General features: G+C 25.9%; 15 protein-coding genes and 3 CRISPR repeat arrays. All 15 genes read left to right on the top strand.

The genetic code is table 11. The features are described 5' to 3' along the window. Positions 1 to 36: 36 nt before the first annotated feature. A CRISPR array of direct repeats spans positions 37 to 659; the repeat unit is 30 nt; unit sequence GTTGAACCTTAACATAAGATGTATTTAAAT. Between the two features lie 321 nt (positions 660 to 980). The 15 genes from cas6 (at position 981) to CSGHG_RS15925 (ending at position 20,453) form a co-directional block, all read left to right on the top strand. Further along, positions 981 to 1,664: a CRISPR-associated endoribonuclease Cas6 gene (cas6, locus tag CSGHG_RS15990; protein WP_010297523.1), complete on the top strand. Its 684-nt coding sequence runs from the start codon at positions 981 to 983 to the stop codon at positions 1,662 to 1,664. 18 nt (positions 1,665 to 1,682) lie between these two features. After that, positions 1,683 to 2,057 (top strand): hypothetical protein, encoded by a 375-nt coding sequence (locus CSGHG_RS15985; RefSeq protein WP_010297520.1) that lies wholly within the window; start codon positions 1,683 to 1,685, stop codon positions 2,055 to 2,057. Positions 2,058 to 2,104: 47 nt separating this feature from the next. Next, the gene (locus CSGHG_RS24445) at positions 2,105 to 2,395 is read left to right on the top strand and encodes a hypothetical protein (RefSeq protein WP_235700165.1); all 291 of its coding nucleotides are present in this window, start codon (positions 2,105 to 2,107) and stop codon (positions 2,393 to 2,395) included. A gap of 2 nt (positions 2,396 to 2,397) precedes the next feature. After that, positions 2,398 to 3,825 (top strand): magnesium transporter CorA family protein, encoded by a 1,428-nt coding sequence (locus CSGHG_RS21195; RefSeq protein ID WP_235700164.1) that lies wholly within the window; start codon positions 2,398 to 2,400, stop codon positions 3,823 to 3,825. 18 nt (positions 3,826 to 3,843) lie between these two features. After that, entirely contained in the window at positions 3,844 to 5,073 is a 1,230-nt protein-coding gene (locus CSGHG_RS21190) for a hypothetical protein (RefSeq protein ID WP_010297518.1), read from the top strand. A 16-nt stretch (positions 5,074 to 5,089) separates the two neighbouring features. Then, the gene (locus CSGHG_RS24440) at positions 5,090 to 5,281 is read left to right on the top strand and encodes a type III-B CRISPR-associated protein Cas10/Cmr2 (protein WP_235700163.1); all 192 of its coding nucleotides are present in this window, start codon (positions 5,090 to 5,092) and stop codon (positions 5,279 to 5,281) included. Between the two features lie 35 nt (positions 5,282 to 5,316). Further along, a complete protein-coding gene (gene cas10, locus CSGHG_RS21185; protein WP_235700162.1) occupies positions 5,317 to 6,810 on the top strand; it encodes a type III-B CRISPR-associated protein Cas10/Cmr2 in 1,494 nt (497 codons plus the stop codon). Beyond that, a complete protein-coding gene (locus CSGHG_RS15965) occupies positions 6,803 to 8,026 on the top strand; it encodes a type III-B CRISPR module-associated Cmr3 family protein (protein WP_010297514.1) in 1,224 nt (407 codons plus the stop codon). The genes cas10 and CSGHG_RS15965 overlap by 8 nt, the downstream gene beginning before the upstream one ends. 11 nt (positions 8,027 to 8,037) lie before the next feature. Beyond that, positions 8,038 to 8,874 carry a type III-B CRISPR module RAMP protein Cmr4 gene (gene cmr4 / locus CSGHG_RS15960; RefSeq protein WP_010297512.1) on the top strand — a complete coding sequence of 279 codons (837 nt, stop codon included), beginning with the start codon at positions 8,038 to 8,040 and terminating at the stop codon, positions 8,872 to 8,874. 27 nt (positions 8,875 to 8,901) lie between these two features. Next, positions 8,902 to 9,318, top strand: a complete 417-nt coding sequence (gene cmr5, locus CSGHG_RS15955) for a type III-B CRISPR module-associated protein Cmr5 (RefSeq protein ID WP_010297509.1) — start codon at positions 8,902 to 8,904, stop codon at positions 9,316 to 9,318. A 96-nt stretch (positions 9,319 to 9,414) separates the two neighbouring features. Beyond that, entirely contained in the window at positions 9,415 to 10,227 is an 813-nt protein-coding gene (gene cmr6 / locus CSGHG_RS21180) for a type III-B CRISPR module RAMP protein Cmr6 (protein WP_010297506.1), read from the top strand. Positions 10,228 to 11,252: 1,025 nt separating this feature from the next. Beyond that, positions 11,253 to 12,724: direct repeats of the CRISPR family, unit length 30 nt; unit sequence GTTGAACCTTAACATAAGATGTATTTAAAT. Between the two features lie 210 nt (positions 12,725 to 12,934). Next, positions 12,935 to 13,732, top strand: coding sequence for a MerR family transcriptional regulator (locus tag CSGHG_RS15940; protein WP_010297500.1), 798 nt, complete (start codon positions 12,935 to 12,937; stop codon positions 13,730 to 13,732). A gap of 97 nt (positions 13,733 to 13,829) precedes the next feature. Then, positions 13,830 to 15,827 (top strand): FAD-dependent oxidoreductase, encoded by a 1,998-nt coding sequence (locus CSGHG_RS15935; RefSeq protein WP_010297497.1) that lies wholly within the window; start codon positions 13,830 to 13,832, stop codon positions 15,825 to 15,827. Between the two features lie 428 nt (positions 15,828 to 16,255). Continuing rightward, positions 16,256 to 17,722: a CRISPR direct-repeat array (repeat unit 30 nt; unit sequence GTTGAACCTTAACATAAGATGTATTTAAAT). A gap of 111 nt (positions 17,723 to 17,833) precedes the next feature. Then, on the top strand, positions 17,834 to 18,499 hold the full coding sequence (locus CSGHG_RS15930) for an HD domain-containing protein (RefSeq protein ID WP_010297494.1): 666 nt from the start codon (positions 17,834 to 17,836) through the stop codon (positions 18,497 to 18,499). Positions 18,500 to 18,983: 484 nt separating this feature from the next. After that, complete coding sequence (locus CSGHG_RS15925) at positions 18,984 to 20,453, top strand: methyl-accepting chemotaxis protein (protein WP_010297491.1); 1,470 nt, start codon at positions 18,984 to 18,986, stop codon at positions 20,451 to 20,453. Positions 20,454 to 20,603: the final 150 nt, after the last annotated feature.

Raw genomic sequence — 20,603 nt, 5'->3', positions numbered from 1 at the left:
AACGAGGAAATTAATAAGTTGTTGAGTGATATGGAAGTTGAACCTTAACATAAGATGTATTTAAATCAACTATATACAATCAGATAGATATACGCCAAGCTTGTTGAACCTTAACATAAGATGTATTTAAATAGAATACCTTCTTCCAATCTTTCAAAATTTATCATCGTTGAACCTTAACATAAGATGTATTTAAATTCAACAATTTCTTTTTTTATCTCATCACTTCTTAGTTGAACCTTAACATAAGATGTATTTAAATCTGTCATTCGCCAGAAGCTGTTCTACAGTAGCAGTGTGTTGAACCTTAACATAAGATGTATTTAAATTAGATATTTTAAAATCGTTATGGAGGGGTCTTGTAGGTTGAACCTTAACATAAGATGTATTTAAATGCAGAAGATGACAAGATATTTTTCAAGTGTAGGGAGGTTGAACCTTAACATAAGATGTATTTAAATTTGGGAGAACTTCCACCATTTTGACTAGATCCATTGGTTGAACCTTAACATAAGATGTATTTAAATTGATTATGAAGTAAAGGAGGATAGAAGTGAAAAGATGTTGAACCTTAACATAAGATGTATTTAAATAATTTTGGTGTAGCTGTAGCTTTAATGGATTTGGCGGTTGAACCTTAACATAGGATGTATTGAAGTTTCATTTTCTTATCACCATGTAATTGTAAACATTTAAGAAAGGTTATTAAATTTTAAGACATATATAAATTTTCAAGTTGACTTCTAAATTTATTCATTTGAAAACGTGGATATCCAAAACAGTTAAAATGCCATACTACATTATATATAAACAAATTTAAATGATAAATTGTATCTTTATAAAACTAAAGTCTAATTAAAATTCTAAAATTAAATAAAAAATATAATTTAAATCACTGTTTAATCGGTGGTTTTTTTATTATAAAATTCATCACATTTATGGTATAATATTCATAAATTAGTAAAAAATGAGGTGTTGTGTTGAATTTTGTAGAGTTAACGGTTACAGTTATGTTGAATAAAGATATTTACTTTGCTGACTGTGGATATGTAATTGGAAAAAATATAAATAAAGCAATGTTATTGGATGAAAGTTTAAAGGAACTTCATCCTAAGAAGGAATATAAAAATTATGTATTTAATCATTTCTATCCATTAGAAAGAGATAAAATATATAAAAAAGATAGATTATACATATTTAAAATTAGAGGATTAGATTACAACTTTATAGATAAGATAGCAGAAGCGTTACCATTTCTTAAAAGTTATGATTTTAAGATTATAGCCGTTGAAAAAAGAGAAATTAAGAAGACAAATATAAAAAATTTATATACAGTTATACCAACCATAGTAACAATAGATAACAAACCATGGTTACAAGGTGATGATATAGAATTATTTAAACAACGATTAGAAGCAAACTTAGAGAAAAAGTATAAAGTTTTTTACAATGAAGATATAAATATTGTAGGCAATTTTATAGAAACTATAGAATTTAAAAATAAAGTAGTTATGTATTTTAATTATAAAGGAGTAAAGCTTTTAGGAAATAAAATAAATATAAAAATTTATGATAATGAAGAATCACAAAAGGCAGCATTTTTAGCAATGGCAACAGGTCTAGGTGAAAAAAATTCAATAGTGGGTGCTGGATTTTGTCAATAGAAGACAGGAGGGTGAAAAATGGGTAAAACTTTAAGATTTGAAATTGTATCAGGAGTAAATGAAGGTTATTTTCATACTAATAATCAAAGTCAAAGTTTAGATTTAATAGGGGGTATATGGCAAAAAATAGCTAAAGAAGAATTTAAAAAAAGCAATATTTATGTTTCAGCAGTAATTAAATCAAGTAAAACAGTTTACAACCAAGAATGGGGGTGTCCGGAAAATGGTGAGGAGACTGTAGTGCTCACTGGAGTTGCAAATAAAGAATTTGTAGATGATATTGAAAAGTGGAAGGATACTGTAATAAAGTTGGCCAAAGAGTTAAAAAATCAAATGAAACAAAGCACTTTAACTTGTGAATTTATAGAGTCAGAATTGCATTATTTTAAATAGTAATTAATTCAAATTACACCAATAATAGAAAAAAGTAGGAGAAAATAATGAATAAAGATGTAATAAGTTCACATATATTTATATTTCCTTTTAAATGGGATGTAGGAAAAGATGAACATTGTTTGGATGAATGCATAGATAATAGGTTAAATGTAGAAACGTTTGTTAAATATTTAAAGGAAGGTGAGCAGTGGGAAGAGGATAAAATAGCATCAAATATTATAAAAAATAAAGAAGTAGAAAATGATTTGAATTATAATACATATACATATTTTTATGACAATGTTAGAAAGGCTATATATGGAAAACCAAGCTCGATTAAAAAAATAAAAATATAGTCTTGGATTTAAAAAATAGTAAATATTATGTAGGGAGATTATTTAATAAAAAAATATCCAATACAATTGTTAGATGTTTAAATTATAAGAATGTAGATGCAAATTCAATATATGAAATACACGTAGAAAAAAAAGATGATAAAGGTGTTATAGTTGTCGATGAACATTATAAATTAAAAATAAATAGTATAAAATTAAAAGTTTATGATACAGGGGTAGCTACTTTATCATACTTTTTAGATAACCACAAATGGGAAAAGGTAGAAGATATATTAAGGATAAATGATTATGGAAGAAGAATTTATCCTCAGTATATACCCTTAGATGATGTTAGAGACAAATTTTTAGCTAAAAAACTATCCTTAAAACTACAAAATACAATTATAGAAGAGGATTTTGATTATGGAGCAAAAGAAAATCCTACTAAAATATCAAAAACTATAATGAAAATTTTAGGAGAAAAATTTGTTTCTACAGAAAAAGAATTGAGATATAAAAGTAAAACTTTAAGTAAGGAAGAAACTATATTTGTAAAACCAGTAATAGATGATAGAATGTTTGTTATTTGTTATTACAGTGATAATACTTGTTCTGGAATACTAACTAATTTTAATAAAGACGAATATTTAAAAAATGATTTTTGGTATCAGTTTCTATTTGTTGATAATGGAGGAGCAACTTGTCAAGATGAAGAAATGACAAAAGAATTGCTTTTAAAGTCAACTTATACTAGATGGAAAAATTATGGGACATTGTTTGGGATATCTAGATATTCTTTTGTACTACTTTGTAATGAAGAAAAACCTTTTAAATATATATTATTTAATCACATAAATACTATCTATTATGAAATGATTTTACTTGCATTAGTTCAAAGAGCTTCTATTTTAAGGTTTTCAGATGAAACTTCTAGAATAGTTAGTAGAATAGATAGTTTTGAAAGAAAAAATATTTATAAGCAAATTAAAAAGTTACAAGAGTATTATATTAGATTTGTTAATACTGTTTATTTTAGAGAAGTAACAGCTCAAGAGCAAGGAATAGAATTATATGATAAAATTGTGGAACTTATGAGGATAGACACAGAAGTAAAAAGATTAGACGAGGAAATAGACGAAATACAAAGATATGTTAATTTAGAAACTAATGATAGAACTAACAGTTTATTAAATATAGTTACTTTTGTAGGGTTAGGTATTTCGGTTATATCATTGATTTCAAGTTTATTTTCTAATAACAAACAAATAGGGAATTTGACATGGTTATTTATATGGCAATATGTCCCATTCGTTGTGGTTCTTATAGTAATAAGCGTTATTAATAGGTGGATAAATAATAATAAAATAATAAAAACAATAATGTGGATTATTACACTTTTAGCGATATATATTGTTTTAGACTATAACTTTTTTAAATTATTTATTAAATAAAATAAAGAAGGTGATTTTATGGCAAAATTTAAGATTGAATTAAAACAACATACGCCACTTATACATTTTCAATCAGAACAACCAGGAGCAATTTTGAGAGCAACAGAAGTTAAGCCTAAGTTAGATAGATTTTTAATAGAGTGTGCTTTCAATAATGAGTTTAATGAGTACAAGCAGTATTTAATAGGATATAAAACTGGTAAAAAAGAATATGATTTTAAAGATAAAAAAGCTTTTGATTATAGATTAAAGATATATATGGAACATCCTAATAAAATAAAAAAGATAGATATAAATAAATCTATGAAAAAACTTTATTTCGCTAGTGGATTTGAAGGTGAAAAAATTAATGGAGTTTTTACAAATGAATATATAATCTTAGAATTTTTTACATTTCATAAAGTATTAATAGATAGAATAAAAAAATATATAGAAAAATTTTTCTGCTTTAATAATTTTGGCACAAGGCAAAATAAAGGATTTGGATCTTTTTATATAAATAAGGACTTAAAAAGTCAAAATAATATTTCAGAAGAATACTTTGATTATAAAATAGAAGTATTTAATAATAAGAAAAATAGTCCTGTTTTATGGAATGATGTATTTAGAGAAATAAATAAATTATGGGAAAATATAAGAAGTGTAGAAAGTGATACTACTCCATATATAAAAGAGTTTGCTAAGACAAAAGGAATTATATGGGATAAAGATATTATAAGGGATAAGTTTGTTAATAATAAAAAGAAACTGGTTGAAAATAAGTATTTAATCAAAGATTTGCTGGGGTTATCTGTAGAGGAGAGTTGGAAGGATAGATATGGTAAGTGGTTTAATATAAAAAAGGAACATATTAGTGGTACAAGTGATATTAAAATTGATAGGATGGAGTCTCCTATATTTTTTAAACCTTTAAAAGATGAACAAAATAATTTTATAGTATATATAAAAGTTAAAGATATGCCAAAAGAATTTTGGAATCAAAAATTTAAAATAACAAAATGGATAGAGAAAAAGAAGATAGGATGCATTCAATTAATTACTCCTACACAGGAAGAATTTAATATACACGAATTTTTTGAATTTGTTAAAACTAACGAAAATATAAAATACACAACTAAAAAAAGAAATAGATTATCACAATCAGCTTTAAGCTATAAGGTTCAAAATTTTTCTAAAAATGAATTTTTATCAAGTATAGAGGCTGCAATAGATGGTGAAACAAAAGAAAAATTAAAAAATATAAAATAAGTAGGTGGTGAAGTAATTGACTAAAAATAAGAAAAGTTATATAGGTTTAACAATTGGTCCAATAGTTGAAACTATTAGTAATGCAAAACAAACTGGTGAACTGTGGGCAAGAAGTTATTTGTTTTCCTATATTATGAAAAATATAATAAAAACACTAATAGTTAAAGACAGAAAATTTAATAAAGAAAAAATGAAAATAAAAAATTAGAAGATAGATTTATACTTCCATGCATTAATGATATTTTGAATAAACTAAATAAAAGGCTATATGAAAAAAACTCAATTAAAAAAACTGATGAGAAAACAGACCAAGAAAATGATGAAGTTCCACAAGAAGTAGGATTATTCCATGATAGATTTATTTTTCAATCAGAAAATGGAGATTTTGATTTAGTTAAACAATCTATAGATGAAGTTATAGATTGTATTTCAATAGAAATAAAAGGTTATGAGGATTATAAGGATAAAACTAAAGAAGAAATCAAACGCAATATAGAAGACTTCTTGAAAATATATTATTTAGAAATAGATTTAGATTTAAGTGAAGAGAAAAAAGAAGATAAAGAAAAAGGCGAAAATAATATTATATTTAAAGTTAATAAAGCTTTAGATGCTCTAGAGCTTAGAGAAAAAATTTCAAATGATAGGAATATTGAAGGAAATTATCTAACTAATATTCTGAAGAATGATAATATGAATAATTCTAAAGAACATTTTTTATGCAAAGATGCTTATGGAAAATGTGGAAAAGAAGGGAAATACCCTTCACTTTTCAAAATAGCATTAGATAAAACATATAATAATGAATTTCCAAATAAAGATGAGAAAATAAAAGAAGTAGTAGAAGGAAAAAGATTAAAAGATGAACTAGTAAAAGCTAATGAATATGTAGCAGTAGTTCAAGCTGATGGTGATTCTATGGGGAAAGTTATAGAAAAATTTAAAATACATAATAACAGAGGGAATATGTATGAAGACTATAAAATTTTTTCAAGTAAATTATTAAAATATGATAAGGAATCTCATAAAGAAATTAAAAAGTATGGTGGATTTACTATATATGCCGGTGGAGATGATTTACTTTTTATAGCTCCTGTAATAACTGAAAATAAAAATAATATTTTTGAACTTATAAACAAACTGTCAGATTTATTTGATGAGAAGTTTAATGAAGAAAAAGAAAAACCTACCACATCTTTTGGGGTTGCTATAGTACATCACAAATTCCCATTGTATTATGCTTTAGATGAAGCACGTGATTTGCTTTTTAATAAGGCTAAAAACTATAAATTTAATGGTAAAGAAAAAAATGCTATAGCTTTTAAAGTGATAAAAAGTAGTGGACAATCTTTTGAAACAGTAGTAAGAAAGAAAAGTGAGTCTTATGACCAATTTGTAAAGTTATTTAAAAATGTAAGTAATAGTTTAAGTGGAAAAGATAAAAAGGTTAAAAATTATTTAAATGCTATACATTTTAAACTTAATAGAGATAAAGTTATATTAAATAAGATTATGGAAAATGAATCATTAGTGCAAAATTACTTTAAAAATAATTTTGATGAAAAAATTCATAAAACTGAGCCTATAAAAACATATATAAACAATTTGATAAAATTCATATATGAAATTTATAGTGAAGCAAAAACTGATGAAGATAAAGATAAATGTTTAGAGCAAATATATACTTATTTAAGATTTATTAAATTTATGGATGAAGATATAAAATTAGATGATTAAAAAGAAAGGTGAAAATATGAGCAGATATTTAGTTAAATTAAAGCCAATAGATTCTTTTTTCTTTGGTGGAGAAAAGGTTTTTGACTTTTATGATGGAAAAAAACCACTCAAAAATAATATAGTTAAGTCAAGAGAATTTCCTCAGCAAACATCAATTTTAGGAATGATTAGAAAAGAAATATTAGTTTTAAATAGTTGTATAAAAGAAAAGTGGGATTATAGTAAAGAGCAACAAAAAGAAAATGATAGGTTAATAGGTGAAAGAAGTTTTAATATAGCAGATGAAAATCAAGATTTTGGTATTATAAATAGCGTATCTCCTGTTTTTATAATAGAAGAAACTAAAGGTAGTGATAAGTTTTTAATTAAAATACCTAAAGATCACAATGTAAATAATAGTCATGATAAATATATCCCATTTAAATTTAATGATGATAAAGGTAACTGTTTAAAAGTTAAAACCAATTTAGCAGAAGAGGTGTATTTGCCAATAGATTTTGAGGCTAAAAAGGGTTTATCAGAAGATTTTATGGATATTAAAACAGGGGAGATTGTGAGTAAAAATAAAATCTTTATAAAAGATTGTTCTATAGGTATAAAATTAGGTGAAAATCATAAGACGGAAAATAATTCTTTATTTAGATTAGAAAAATATAAATTTAATTATGATAGTAACTATGAAAGAGCAGATAAGTTTTTTGCTTTTATTTTAGATATAGAAGAGGAAGAAGGAAAAATTACTTTTGAAAATTATAAAAATATAGTTGCTTTAGGTGGAGAAGGAAGCCATTTCTTTATATCTTTTGAAAAGATTAATTTTGATATTAAGGATAAAATAGACTTTATAAATAAAGCAAAAAATGATTTTACTATAAAAGAAAGAATATCAGTAACTACTAATAAAGAAGAAATCAAAGAAATAAAACGTGTATATAAAATAATTTTACTATCAGATACGTATATATCAAAAGATATTTACGAAAAAAATTGTAATTATTCAATTTCAACTAAGATAGATTTTAGAAGTTTAAGAAGTGAAAATTATAATATCTTAAAGGACAAAAATTATTATAAAAGATTTGAAAGAAGTGAAAGTAGATATTCTTTTATAGAAAAAGGATCGGTTTTGTTTGCTACTAAAGATAATTACAATACATTAATAAAAAATATAAGTAATAGTAAATTTCAAAAAATAGGATATAACATATTTATTTAGGGGGATTTAGAATGGATAATTTTAAAATATATACAATAAGATGTTTAACTAATATGCATGTTGGTAATGGAGATGCAAGTTATACTCTTATAGATAACCAAGTTCAAAGAGACGTAATAACAGGATTTCCGACTATTAATTCTTCTAGTTTGAAAGGAAGTTTGAGAAATTTCTTAGATCCTAAAAAAGAAAAAAGCAAGGCAATTAAACATATTTTTGGGCATAAAGAAGATGGAATAGGAAATTATAAAATTTTTCCAGGTATGCTTTTATCAATACCAGTAAGAAGTAATGTTAAACCCTTTTTTAGAGCTACTTGTCCAAGAATAGTAAAAGATTTGTTAGAATTTATAGAAAATTTTCAATCTGAAAAAGAATGTATACAAGATATTGGAAGTTTAAAAGCGGATTTAAAAAAATTTGAAGAAGAAGCAGATAAAAATAAAAATGTTATATGGATTTTAAAAGATTTTAATAGTGATATTGATGAAGCAATGGAGAATTTAACTGTAGAAGAGATTGATACTAAGTTAATTAAAGAAATATCATTTAAAAATGAGGAAAAAATAAAAGAAATATTTGGAGAAAGTTTGATTTTAATAGATGATAATAATTTTAGTGAAATAGTAGATAGGTTACCTGTTATAGCAAGAAACAAACTTGATAATGGAGAAAGTGAAAATCTATGGTATGAAGAAGTTGTACCAAGAGAAACTAGATTTTATTTTGGGGTAGTTTTAGGAAAACAATACCAAAGTGAATTTGAAAAAATAAAAGGAAAAGAACCAGTTCAAATAGGTGGTAATGCAACTATTGGATATGGATATTGTGATATAAAATCTATTTAATAGATTAGTTAGAAAGTAGGTGATTATATGAATAAAAGAGAAATAGAAAAACAAATACCAATTGCTATAGATTTAATAAATGAATTTATAGAAGATGAAAAGTTTTTTAAAAAACAAGATAAAGAATTTGGACAAGTTCCCAAAGAATATAAAGGGTACATAGCAAATTTTGGAGCAAGTATAATTCAAAGTGGATTATTAGCTACAGTTGCTTTTTATGAACAAAATGATTCAAAATCAAATGCTGATAAGAAAATACTAACAAAGCTAATTTTAAAAACTATTTATAAAAATAAAAAAATAGAATGGAAAGAAGATGAAAATCTCCTGAATTATGTATTAGTAAATGATACTAAGAAAATTGAGAAAGATGTAATAGATGCGACTATAGCTATTAAGTTAGCAATCAGGGTGTTTAATTTCACAAAAGATGGTGAAAGTTAGGTGATTGAGTTATGAGTAGTAATATAGGATATTTATTTTATAGAGAATATTTTACTAAGGAGATTATACAGACGTCTAAAGATGTAGATAAGCAGTATGATGAAAATAATAATCTTTTTTACTAGTATAAATAACAATATAATAGAAAATAGTGAGATGGAACTTTTAAATGATAATAAATTTGAGTTTATAAAAGAAATTCAAGATAATTTGTATGAAGATAAAATATATTTTAAAACTACATATCCAGGGCTTATAATAGGAACAGGATACAGTCATATTATAAAAAGAAAAGGAGAATTTAAGTTAGGATTAGAGTTTGATTATACTACAGGTCTCCCTTGTATAAATGGATCATCAGTTAAGGGGATGTTAAGAAGTGTTTTTTATAATGACAAAGATAATGAAGAGTTGAGAAAAGAAAAGGAAAATTATATAAAAGAGATTTTAAAAGAAGTAATGGAAGAAAAAAATTGTAATTTTGATGAAGAAAAATTTGATTATGAAGAGTTAACTAATAATATTTTTAAAGGTAAATGCAAGGCGAAAGATAAAAATAGCATCCATATGTCAACAAGTGAAAGAGATATATTTTTAGGAGCAACAATTGATATGGAGGCAACGATAGAAGAGATGAATAAAATTAATAAGGAAAAAAATAGTTTGCTTGGAGAGGATTATATAACTCCACATGGTGAAGGAAAAGATAAATTAAAAAATCCTAATCCAATTAAGTTTTTAAAGGTGATGCCTAATGTAGTTTGGTGTTTTGGATTTAAACTCAAAGATTTTAATAAAGATATATCAGCAGACATAAAAAAGAAACTATTCAAACAAATACTCTTAGACATTGGAATTGGTGCTAAAACAAATGTAGGCTATGGAAGACTTGAATTTATTAGTTATTAGGGGGAATTATTATAGATATAAATAGTATAAAAAGTTCATTATTTATTGGAATGAAAATTCAAAAACCAAAGAAAGAAACAGAAATAATAAAAATTATAGATGATGGATTTTATTATAAAATTGGAAAAAAAACAAAAAGAAAGTTACTTACGATGAAATAGAAGAAGCTATTAAAGAGATAAGTGAAAAAGGAATAATAACTAGACAATGGTATAAAGAAAAATTTCCTAAAATATCCAAAAATAATCCATGCAATTTTACTACTATTGGTGGAATATTAGTTAAAGTTGAATTAGCTGAATATACAGTGGGAAAATATTTATATAAAAAGAATAAAAGTAATAATTAATACGTAGACTGTACTGAAAATACGGTTATGGAAACTTTATTAAAATATGAAGGAGAGAAATTCCTTCAAAATATGAGACAAGCTTTTGTTTATGAAGTAAAATGAAGCTATAGAGAAACAAGTTGGCATTCAAATTTATTTAATGACTTTAAAATACTTTTATATGAAATAGATTATTGAACTTTAAGTTCTACTAATTATAATATCTCCATAAGTGATATAGCAAAAGGATTAAAAATAGGAAAAGTAACAAAAATAAATTAATTGTAAGATGTATTAAATTTTATTTGAAGGATGATTAAAAGTAACATAATGATATTTTAATAATAAAGTTAAACTTATAATATTAATGAAATAATTTATAAATAAAGTGAATTAAAATTCCAACCTATTCTAACTGATGAAATAAAAGACTTAGAGTAGGTTTTTATTGTGAATGAAATATATTTTACTTATAAAAGAATAGTGGTTTTGAATTGAAAAAGTATAAAAAATAATGAATTTTACCAATAAAATATTCATTAAAAACTTGTAATGCATTGAAATTACTGAGTTTAAAAGGTGTTTTGCTGGGTTTCTTTAAAAAATAAAAATCACTGGTAAAAAAACAATAAAACCTAGCAAAATCAATGGTTAAGGTGTATAATGGAAAATGAAGAATGGCTATTTTTCAATGGTTGAACCTTAACATAAGATGTATTTAAATGATGGAATACTTATTTTAGTCTCTTCAAATTCCTGTTGAACCTTAACATAAGATGTATTTAAATTATTCAAGTGATAGGTACAAGATGATAGCTGATAAGTTGAACCTTAACATAAGATGTATTTAAATAAAGGACTTCGTAGAAGAAGAGGCGGATTAGAAGAAGTTGAACCTTAACATAAGATGTATTTAAATTTTTTCCGTTAATGGTTTTGAAGGGAAAGAAAATAGTTGAACCTTAACATAAGATGTATTTAAATACAACAAGCGAATACGGAAAACAAAGAACTTTTAACGTTGAACCTTAACATAAGATGTATTTAAATAAAGATGAGATGAAGAAGCTTGGTCTTATTTATGAGTTGAACCTTAACATAAGATGTATTTAAATGAAGTTTTAATAAATAATCCATCATCCCTACATTTAGTTGAACCTTAACATAAGATGTATTTAAATTAAGGTTCTGTTGCACCTAATACCCACCATCTTTTTAGTTGAACCTTAACATAAGATGTATTTAAATTCAATTAAACAAGAAAACACCTAATGATAATGTAATGTTGAACCTTAACATAAGATGTATTTAAATAAATTTATGTCTATAGATTTAATTGTTGAATAAGCAGTCGAACCTTAACATAAGATGTATTTAAATCTTTAGAAAACAGAAAATATAGTTTTTATTGTAAAATGTTGAACCTTAACATAAGATGTATTTAAATCTTAAAAACACCTTATTGATTCCTACCTTATTAAGTTGAACCTTAACATAAGATGTATTTAAATAGCTCTCCTGATTCATTTTTGTACATGGAACGCACTAGTTGAACCTTAACATAAGATGTATTTAAATTCCCTATACTTGTAGTATCCATAATGCTTTATACAGTTGAACCTTAACATAAGATGTATTTAAATTCAAATAAACCTTGAGTATTTAGTAACTCTTGTGAGTTGAACCTTAACATAAGATGTATTTAAATTCAACCATTTGTTTATTACCGTTCATAAGTGCTTGTTGAACCTTAACATAAGATGTATTTAAATTGGCTTGGTAAAGATATACCTATATTAGCAGATGGCGCGTTGAACCTTAACATAAGATGTATTTAAATGTATTAAAGCTATATATTCCAACATCTTCAAAATTAGTTGAACCTTAACATAAGATGTATTTAAATTTTATATTAGAGAAATAATAAGAAAATGTGGAATGTTGAACCTTAACATAAGATGTATTTAAATAATAGACCTAGTTTACATTGCAATAGATAGTCCCGGTTGAACCTTAACATAAGATGTATTTAAATAATAGACCCACCAGCAATGTAAAATGGTATAAAAGGTTGAACCTTAACATAAGATGTATTTAAATTTCAACAAATCCACTTGCCCTGGTATTGGTTTGCTGGTTGAACCTTAACATAAGATGTATTTTAAATTACATTAATTTTATGAAGTAATTATATAAATTTTATTAACAAATAGAATATGCCTATCCTAAAGTGTTATATTTAATACTTAGGATAGGTTTTTATTTTAAAAAGATTTTAATATATGATGGATATTAAATGTATAATTAAAGTAGTAGAAAATATAAGAATTTTACCGATAAATACCTAAAGTTACTTTATGCAGAAAGGGGTAAATTATGAAATATAGTATTACAGATTTAGCAGAAATTCTTGGATGTACTACAAGTGCTATTCACTATTTTGAGAAAGAGCATTTAATTGAAGTGGAAAAAGGAAAAAACGGCCATCGTTATTATAATGTTGTAGATGTATTTCGATTACTTTCCTATACGAAGTATCGTTCAATGGAAATGCCTATGAAAACCATCATTACACAATTTGGTGGGAAGGAAAATAATTATAAGTTGATAGAAGAAAGAGAGACAATGTATCAATTAGAAGCTTTAAAAAAGGCTGAATATTATATGAATTTAGCAGATGCTATTGGAGAACATCTTATTAGTATAAGAAGAATTAAAGAACTATTAAATAAATATGAGTTTGCAAAATCACCTGAAATAACAATTATATGTGATGATGAATGTGGATGGCTTTCAAAAAAACGTAACTCCCAAAAGATAATTCATCAATGGGTAAAAGCAATGCCTACAGTTCAATTAGGGGTATTTGATTCAAGAATGGTAATGAGCAGTTTTGGATATTTAGTGAAGACAGAAAAGAGGAAGGAACTGAACTTACCATTAGGATTACATACCAGGGAATTGAAAAGTACATCTTGTATACATACAATTGTAATGGCAGATGAGGATTTTACACAATATCCTCAAAAAGTATTTAAAGAAGCCTCTGAATTTATAATGAAAAAGGGGTTGGAATTAGGTGAAATAGCCTGGGGGAAGATATTATTAGTTGAGGTTGAGAAAGGCTCAAAGTTACATCCTTATATAGAATTATGGATTTCGATAAAAATATAACAATATCCTCTTGAAAGTAAAGTTCCTTTATGCTCTATACTGAAATTAACAGGAAAACATTAAAAATATAAATGTGAATTCAGAAAGGAGAAAGAAAATGAAAGATAAATATAAGGTGCTTTATGATCCAATTAAAATTGGAAAATTGGAGATTAAAAATAGATATGTTTTAGCTCCAATGGGACCAGGTGGAATGTGTAACGCTGATGGTAGTTTTAATAAAAGAGGAATTGAGTTTTATGTAGAACGTGCAAAAGGTGGAACAGGATTAATTATGACAGGTGTAACTATGGTGGAGAATGCCATTGAAAAATGCGCATTACCATCTATGCCATGCCCAACAATTAACCCTTTAAATTTTATTACAACAGGTAATGAGATGACAGAAAGAGTTCATTCATATGGAGCTAAAATCTTTTTACAATTATCAGCAGGTTTTGGTAGAGTAAGTATACCATCTATTGTAGGAAAGGTAGCTGTAGCACCTTCTAAAATTCCACATAGATTTTTACCAGGAGTTACATGTCGTGAATTAACTACAGAAGAAGTAAAAGAATATGTAAAAGCTTTTGGAGATTCAGCAGAAATTGCAAAAAAAGCTGGATTTGATGGAGTTGAAATTCATGCAGTACATGAAGGGTATTTATTAGATCAATTTGCAATTTCTTTCTTTAATCATCGTACTGATGAATATGGTGGGTCACTTGAAAATCGTTTAAGATTTGCATGTGAAATTGTGGAAGAGATTAAGCAAAGATGTGGACAAGACTTCCCAGTATCTCTTAGATACAGTATAAAAAGTTTCATTAAAGATTGGTGTAAAGGTGGATTACCAGGGGAAGAGTTTGAAGAAAAAGGAAGAGATATTCCAGAAGGAATTGAAGCTGCAAAGATACTTGTTGCAGCAGGATATGATGCCTTAAACGGAGATGTTGGATCTTACGATTCTTGGTATTGGAGTCATCCACCAATGTATCAAGAGAAAGGGCTATACCTTCCATATAATGAAATACTTAAAAAAGCAGTAGATGTACCTATTATTACAGCAGGAAGAATGGAAGATCCAGAATTATCAAGTGATGCCATATTATCAGGAAAAACAGATATGATAGCTTTAGGAAGACCACTTCTTGCAGATGCAGAGATTCCAAATAAGATTTTTGAAGGTAAATATGATAAAGTTAGACCATGTTTATCTTGTCAAGAAGGATGTATGGGAAGATTACAAAACTTTGCAACGGTATCTTGTGCTGTAAATCCTGCCTGTGGACGTGAAAAAGAATATGGATTAGAAAAAGCTGAATGTATTAAAAAGGTACTTGTTGTAGGTGGCGGTGTTGCAGGAATGGAAGCAGCAAGAGTTGCAGCTATTCGTGGACATAAGGTTACATTACTTGAGAAAAATGGTTACCTTGGAGGCAATATTGTACCAGGAGGAGTTCCAGATTTTAAAGATGATGATCGTGCACTTGTTAAGTGGTATGAAGGTACACTTAAAGAGTTAGGTGTTGAAATAAAATTAAACGTGAATGTATCAAAAGACAGTATTAAAGAGTTTGAAGGTTATGAGATACTTTTAGCAACAGGTTCTACTCCAAGAACACTTTCTATTGAAGGTGCTGATAATGTTTATTCAGCAGAAGATGTTTTAATGGAAAGAAAAAATGTTGGGGAAAAGGTTGTTGTAATTGGTGGAGGTCTTGTTGGATGTGAAACAGCTCTTTGGTTAAAACAACAGGGAAAAGATGTTACGATTGTAGAAATGCAAAAGGATATTCTACAAGTAGGTGGCCCTTTATGTCATGCAAATCACGATATGCTTAATGATTTAATTAAATTTAATAATATTAATGTTAAGACAAATTCTTATATAAGCAAGAAAACAGATAAAGGTTTTTTATTAAATACAAATGGAGAAGAATCAATTATTAAGGCTGATAGCGCTGTTGTAGCTATTGGATATTTATCTGAAAAGGATTTATATAATGAAGTTAGATTTGATATTCCTAATGCAAGGCTAATTGGAGATGCTAATAAGGTTCAAAACATTATGTATGCTATTTGGAGTGCATATGAAGTAGCTAAAAATATTTAATATGTCTTTATAAAAACTAGATATGGATATATATCCATATCTAGTTTTCATTCCTAAGGATTATTATTATAACTTTTGTTTTTTTATAATTATTATTTAAATAAAATTCTTGTTTGAATAATTTTTAGTGAATTTTTACACATGTTCTAACTATTGAAATAAAAATTCAAAGTAGGTTTTTATTGTGAATGAAATATATTTTACTTATAAAAGAATAGTGGTTTTGAATTGAAAAAGTATAAAAAATAATGAATTTTACCAGTAAAATATTTATTAAAAACTTGTAATGCTTTGAAATTACTGAGTTTAAAAGGTGTTTTGTTGGTTTTCTTTAAAAAATAAAAATCACTGGTAAAAAAACAATAAAACCTAGCAAAATCAATGGTTAAGGTGTATAATGGAAAATGAAGAATGGCTATTTTTCAATGGTTGAACCTTAACATAAGATGTATTTAAATCTCATTAAAGAAACAATATCAGTCCAATCAGTTATAGTTGAACCTTAACATAAGATGTATTTAAATGCAAAATATCTTGCTGAAACCGAAGAGAAAGAACACGTTGAACCTTAACATAAGATGTATTTAAATTCTAGAGTCTCTCCATTGTCAATATAAACAGATTCGTTGAACCTTAACATAAGATGTATTTAAATATTTATTGTTATACCTAAGATGGTATCATCTAAAGTTGAACCTTAACATAAGATGTATTTAAATATATTATTTTTAGTTGCGTATTCTCTTATTTTTCTGTTGAACCTTAACATAAGATGTATTTAAATTAGCACCAGCAGAATCCGCCAGCGCTATTTGTCCTAGTTGAACCTTAACATAAGATGTATTTAAATGTTAAAGCTAATTGTGTGTTTTTGTCCAGTTGATTCGTTGAACCTTAACATAAGATGTATTTAAATTTATCAGCATCTTTTACTCTTAGTCCTTTATTTTTGTTGAACCTTAACATAAGATGTATTTAAATCCAGCTACATCGCTCACGTTTATAGCCAAACCTTGTTGAACCTTAACATAAGATGTATTTAAATAATTCATAAGAGTTCCTTATGAAGATGAATTGATGTTGAACCTTAACATAAGATGTATTTAAATTTAAGTCCTTATAGTATTCTGCTTCTTTGTTTATTGTTGAACCTTAACATAAGATGTATTTAAATTTAATAATAAATGACCCTAAGGGTGAACTTATTGCGTTGAACCTTAACATAAGATGTATTTAAATCTTTGTTTGAAGTCACCTGCAACTAGAATCTTACCGTTGAACCTTAACATAAGATGTATTTAAATTGTAAAATAGAAATTCTATTGCACATAACTTCATCGTTGAACCTTAACATAAGATGTATTTAAATTAGACCCAATGTTATTAGCAGCAGTTGCAAAAGTGTTGAACCTTAACATAAGATGTATTTAAATGATGGAGGAAAGCCTACTGATGAAGATAATGAGAAGTTGAACCTTAACATAAGATGTATTTAAATTATAAAAAATGAAACTTTTAAAGGGAGAAGGTCTGAGTTGAACCTTAACATAAGATGTATTTAAATCAATTAAATCCAGAAACACAACAAAATATAATTAAAGTTGAACCTTAACATAAGATGTATTTAAATAAAGCTATGAAAACACTAGAAGGTATGATAAAAACCGTTGAACCTTAACATAAGATGTATTTAAATATTGAAGATAGACCCAACAATAATATTTGCTAAAAAGTTGAACCTTAACATAAGATGTATTTAAATAAAATTGATGAATATGTCTTAATTGCATATGGTTTTGTTGAACCTTAACATAAGATGTATTTAAATTTAGTTCCATCAACATTTACGTTGCTTGTTGGACTTCGTTGAACCTTAACATAAGATGTATAGTTAAATATATTGAATTTTATTTATTTAGCATTTCTTTTTTATAAAAACTAATATTTTAGGTAAGAATAAACTCAGGATTATTGAATAGTGGATAGTTATAATAAGGAGTGAGTTTATGCCATTAATAACATTTGAAGATATAAAAAATAATAAAGAATTTAAAACTTACATAGAAATAGGTGATAGACACTTAGGTGTAAAAGGATATACAAAACACGATTTTGGGCATGTAATAAAAGTTGCAGAAACTGCAGGTAATATATTAGAGCATTTAGGATTTAGTAAGAGAGAAGTCGAACTTGCAAAGATTGCAGGATATATACATGATATTGGAAATATGGTAAATAGACAAGAGCATGCTCAAACAGGAGCATGTATTTGTTTTAATATTTTAACTAGATTAGGTATGAGTCCAGAAGAAATAGGTATTATAGTATCTTCAGTTGGAAATCATGATGAAGAAGTTGGAATTCCTATAAATCCAGTAGCTGCAGCATTAATATTAGCTGATAAAGTTGATGTAAGACGATCAAGGGTAAGAAATACTGATTTTGCCACATTTGATATACATGATAGAGTAAATTATGCTGTAGAAAAAGCAGATGTAAAAGTTCATAAAATAAGCAGAAAAATAGAGTTAGCATTAACAATAGATACTACTATATGTCCGCTAATAGAATATTTTGAAATATTTCTTACCCGTATGTTGCTTTGTAAAAAGGCAGCAGACTTTTTAAAGGCTGAATTTAACTTAATAATCAATGAAACTAAAATGTTATAGGGTTCCAAGTTGACTTTTGAAATTATTCATTCCAAAACTTGGATACCTAAAATAGTGAGACATGCTCCGAATCATTTAGAATTCAATGCTGAATCTTGCACGAAAATATTTTAAAGTTATTGAATAAATTTGAGCTTGTTTCCCTATATGATTAAAAGAATTAATATTAGAGTTATATAATGATAATCTTATAAAATTACCATTATATAACTCTTTTTTACGTAATGAAAATAAAATTTACTACGAATAAATTTCAAAATATAAAAAAATACAAATATAGTGGTTTTGAAAGTAATGGTTTTAAGATGGAATTTTAGGAAGTTTAAGACAAAATTGTTACATTTAATGAATAAAGTATACTATTTTGTTTATATATGTATTAAAATACATATATAAGAATTTATAGGAGACTATAAAAATGATTTAATTATATAACAATAACTAATAATTATGTTAAATTTATATTAAAAGATGGGAGAATATTATGGGAGATTTTAAAGTTAAAGAAGTAATTAATAAATGTTTTGTTTTTGGAACTTTAACATTGTCTTTTGCTAATTCTATATGGCTATATTTTATGTCTCAACATAATGCTATAAGTGAGTTTTTAGCATGGATAGCAATAGCGATAGCAGCTATCTCTACAGCTATAATGTTTTGTTTTTATATTAAAGATAAGGGAAATGAAAAGGTAAGGCAATTAGTAAGTATACCTTATGCTATAATTTATGCTATTGGCTTATTTGGAAGTAAAAGTACGTTGTCACCAATACCTATACTTTTACTAGTTGTTATTTGCATGGTTTATTTAGAAGAAAAATTTTTATTAAGAATTTTAATAGGTGCATCAATATTTAACATTATTTGGATTATATTAAATATTGGAAATGTAGCGATACAATCAAAGGTTATTTTTTTAGAAGTAATTATATTTTTATTCTTTATATTATCATATGTGGTAACAAAAATTTCTAATAAAGTTAGAAAAGCAGGATTACAGGAAAGAGAAAGGACTATTAAACTAGTAAGTGAACAAAAAGAAATAATAGAGCAAATGAAAAAGGCAACAGAGCTTTTAAATACTAATAGTAATTCTATTGAAAATACATTTAATATAATAGAAAAATCTTCTGATACTATTCAAGTTGCAATAGAGGAAATTTTAAATGGTTGTGAGGTAACAGCAGTAAGTATAGAGGATCAAAATGTTGCATCAAATAATATAAAAAATGATATTGAAAGTACAGTAAAAGAATCTATTGAAATGGGTAATCATTTTACTGAAAGTAAAAATACTTTTATAAACACTTTTAATATAGTTGAAGAGTTAGGAAATAAATCAAAAATAATAAAAAGCAAAAATGATAATGTTCATAATATATCTAAGGATTTAGTATCAAAAACCAATAAAGTTATTTCTATAATTAATATTATTGAAGATATATCAGATAAAACTAATTTATTAGCGTTAAATGCTGCTATAGAATCAGCAAGAGCAGGTGAATATGGAAAAGGTTTTTCTGTTGTTGCAGAAGAAATAAGAAAGCTTGCAGAGCAAAGTAAAGAATCTTCTCAAGAGATAAGTAACATTATAGGGAGTTTAGAAAGTGAGGTTTTAAATGTTTCTCAATCCATAACAGATGTTTCAAATATAATGGGTGAGGAAGATACTTTAGTAAAGACGACTACTGAAAATTTAGAGGCATTAAAAACAGAGATGATTACTTTGGAAGGAAAAGTTATAAAAGTTAATGGAAGAATAAATCAAATAAATGATGATAACTTAAAAATTAATGACAGAATAGAAAATATGGCATCGATTTCAGAAGAAACCTTAGCTAACTCTCAAAGCACCAAATCAGAAGTAGATATGCTTTTTGAAGAGGTGAAGAATGCTAAAAAATATTTAGAGGAATTATTAGTTTTAGCGGAACAGATGACAACTTACATTTAACACTCTAAGTTAAAATGTTAATTTATAAATTTGGCAAATTAGAAAATTGAAAATTGTCCATTTCAGTAAGTGGATAGTTAAAAAGCTACTGTTAGCAATGCTTTTTAACTGTCCACTTTTACTTAAGATTATTAATTTAAAATAAAAGTT

The sequence above is a fragment of the Clostridium senegalense JC122 genome (assembly GCF_000285575.1).
Classification (GTDB): domain Bacteria; phylum Bacillota; class Clostridia; order Clostridiales; family Clostridiaceae; genus Clostridium_J; species Clostridium_J senegalense.
Note: the sequence above shows the minus strand (reverse complement) of the source record. Positions and strands in the feature narration are given on the sequence as shown.

Excerpts from the sequence above, each read along its gene's own strand:
- CSGHG_RS15985 (WP_010297520.1), top strand. The coding sequence starts at position 1,683 with ATGGGTAAAACTTTAAGATTTGAAATTGTATCAGGAGTAAATGAAGGT.
- CSGHG_RS24445 (WP_235700165.1), top strand. The coding sequence starts at position 2,105 with ATGAATAAAGATGTAATAAGTTCACATATATTTATATTTCCTTTTAAA.
- CSGHG_RS21190 (WP_010297518.1), top strand. The coding sequence starts at position 3,844 with ATGGCAAAATTTAAGATTGAATTAAAACAACATACGCCACTTATACAT.
- CSGHG_RS15965 (WP_010297514.1), top strand. The coding sequence starts at position 6,803 with ATGATTAAAAAGAAAGGTGAAAATATGAGCAGATATTTAGTTAAATTA.
- cmr4 (WP_010297512.1), top strand. The coding sequence starts at position 8,038 with ATGGATAATTTTAAAATATATACAATAAGATGTTTAACTAATATGCAT.
- cmr5 (WP_010297509.1), top strand. The coding sequence starts at position 8,902 with ATGAATAAAAGAGAAATAGAAAAACAAATACCAATTGCTATAGATTTA.
- cmr6 (WP_010297506.1), top strand. The coding sequence starts at position 9,415 with ATGATGAAAATAATAATCTTTTTTACTAGTATAAATAACAATATAATA.
- CSGHG_RS15940 (WP_010297500.1), top strand. The coding sequence starts at position 12,935 with ATGAAATATAGTATTACAGATTTAGCAGAAATTCTTGGATGTACTACA.
- CSGHG_RS15935 (WP_010297497.1), top strand. The coding sequence starts at position 13,830 with ATGAAAGATAAATATAAGGTGCTTTATGATCCAATTAAAATTGGAAAA.
- CSGHG_RS15930 (WP_010297494.1), top strand. The coding sequence starts at position 17,834 with ATGCCATTAATAACATTTGAAGATATAAAAAATAATAAAGAATTTAAA.
- CSGHG_RS15925 (WP_010297491.1), top strand. The coding sequence starts at position 18,984 with ATGGGAGATTTTAAAGTTAAAGAAGTAATTAATAAATGTTTTGTTTTT.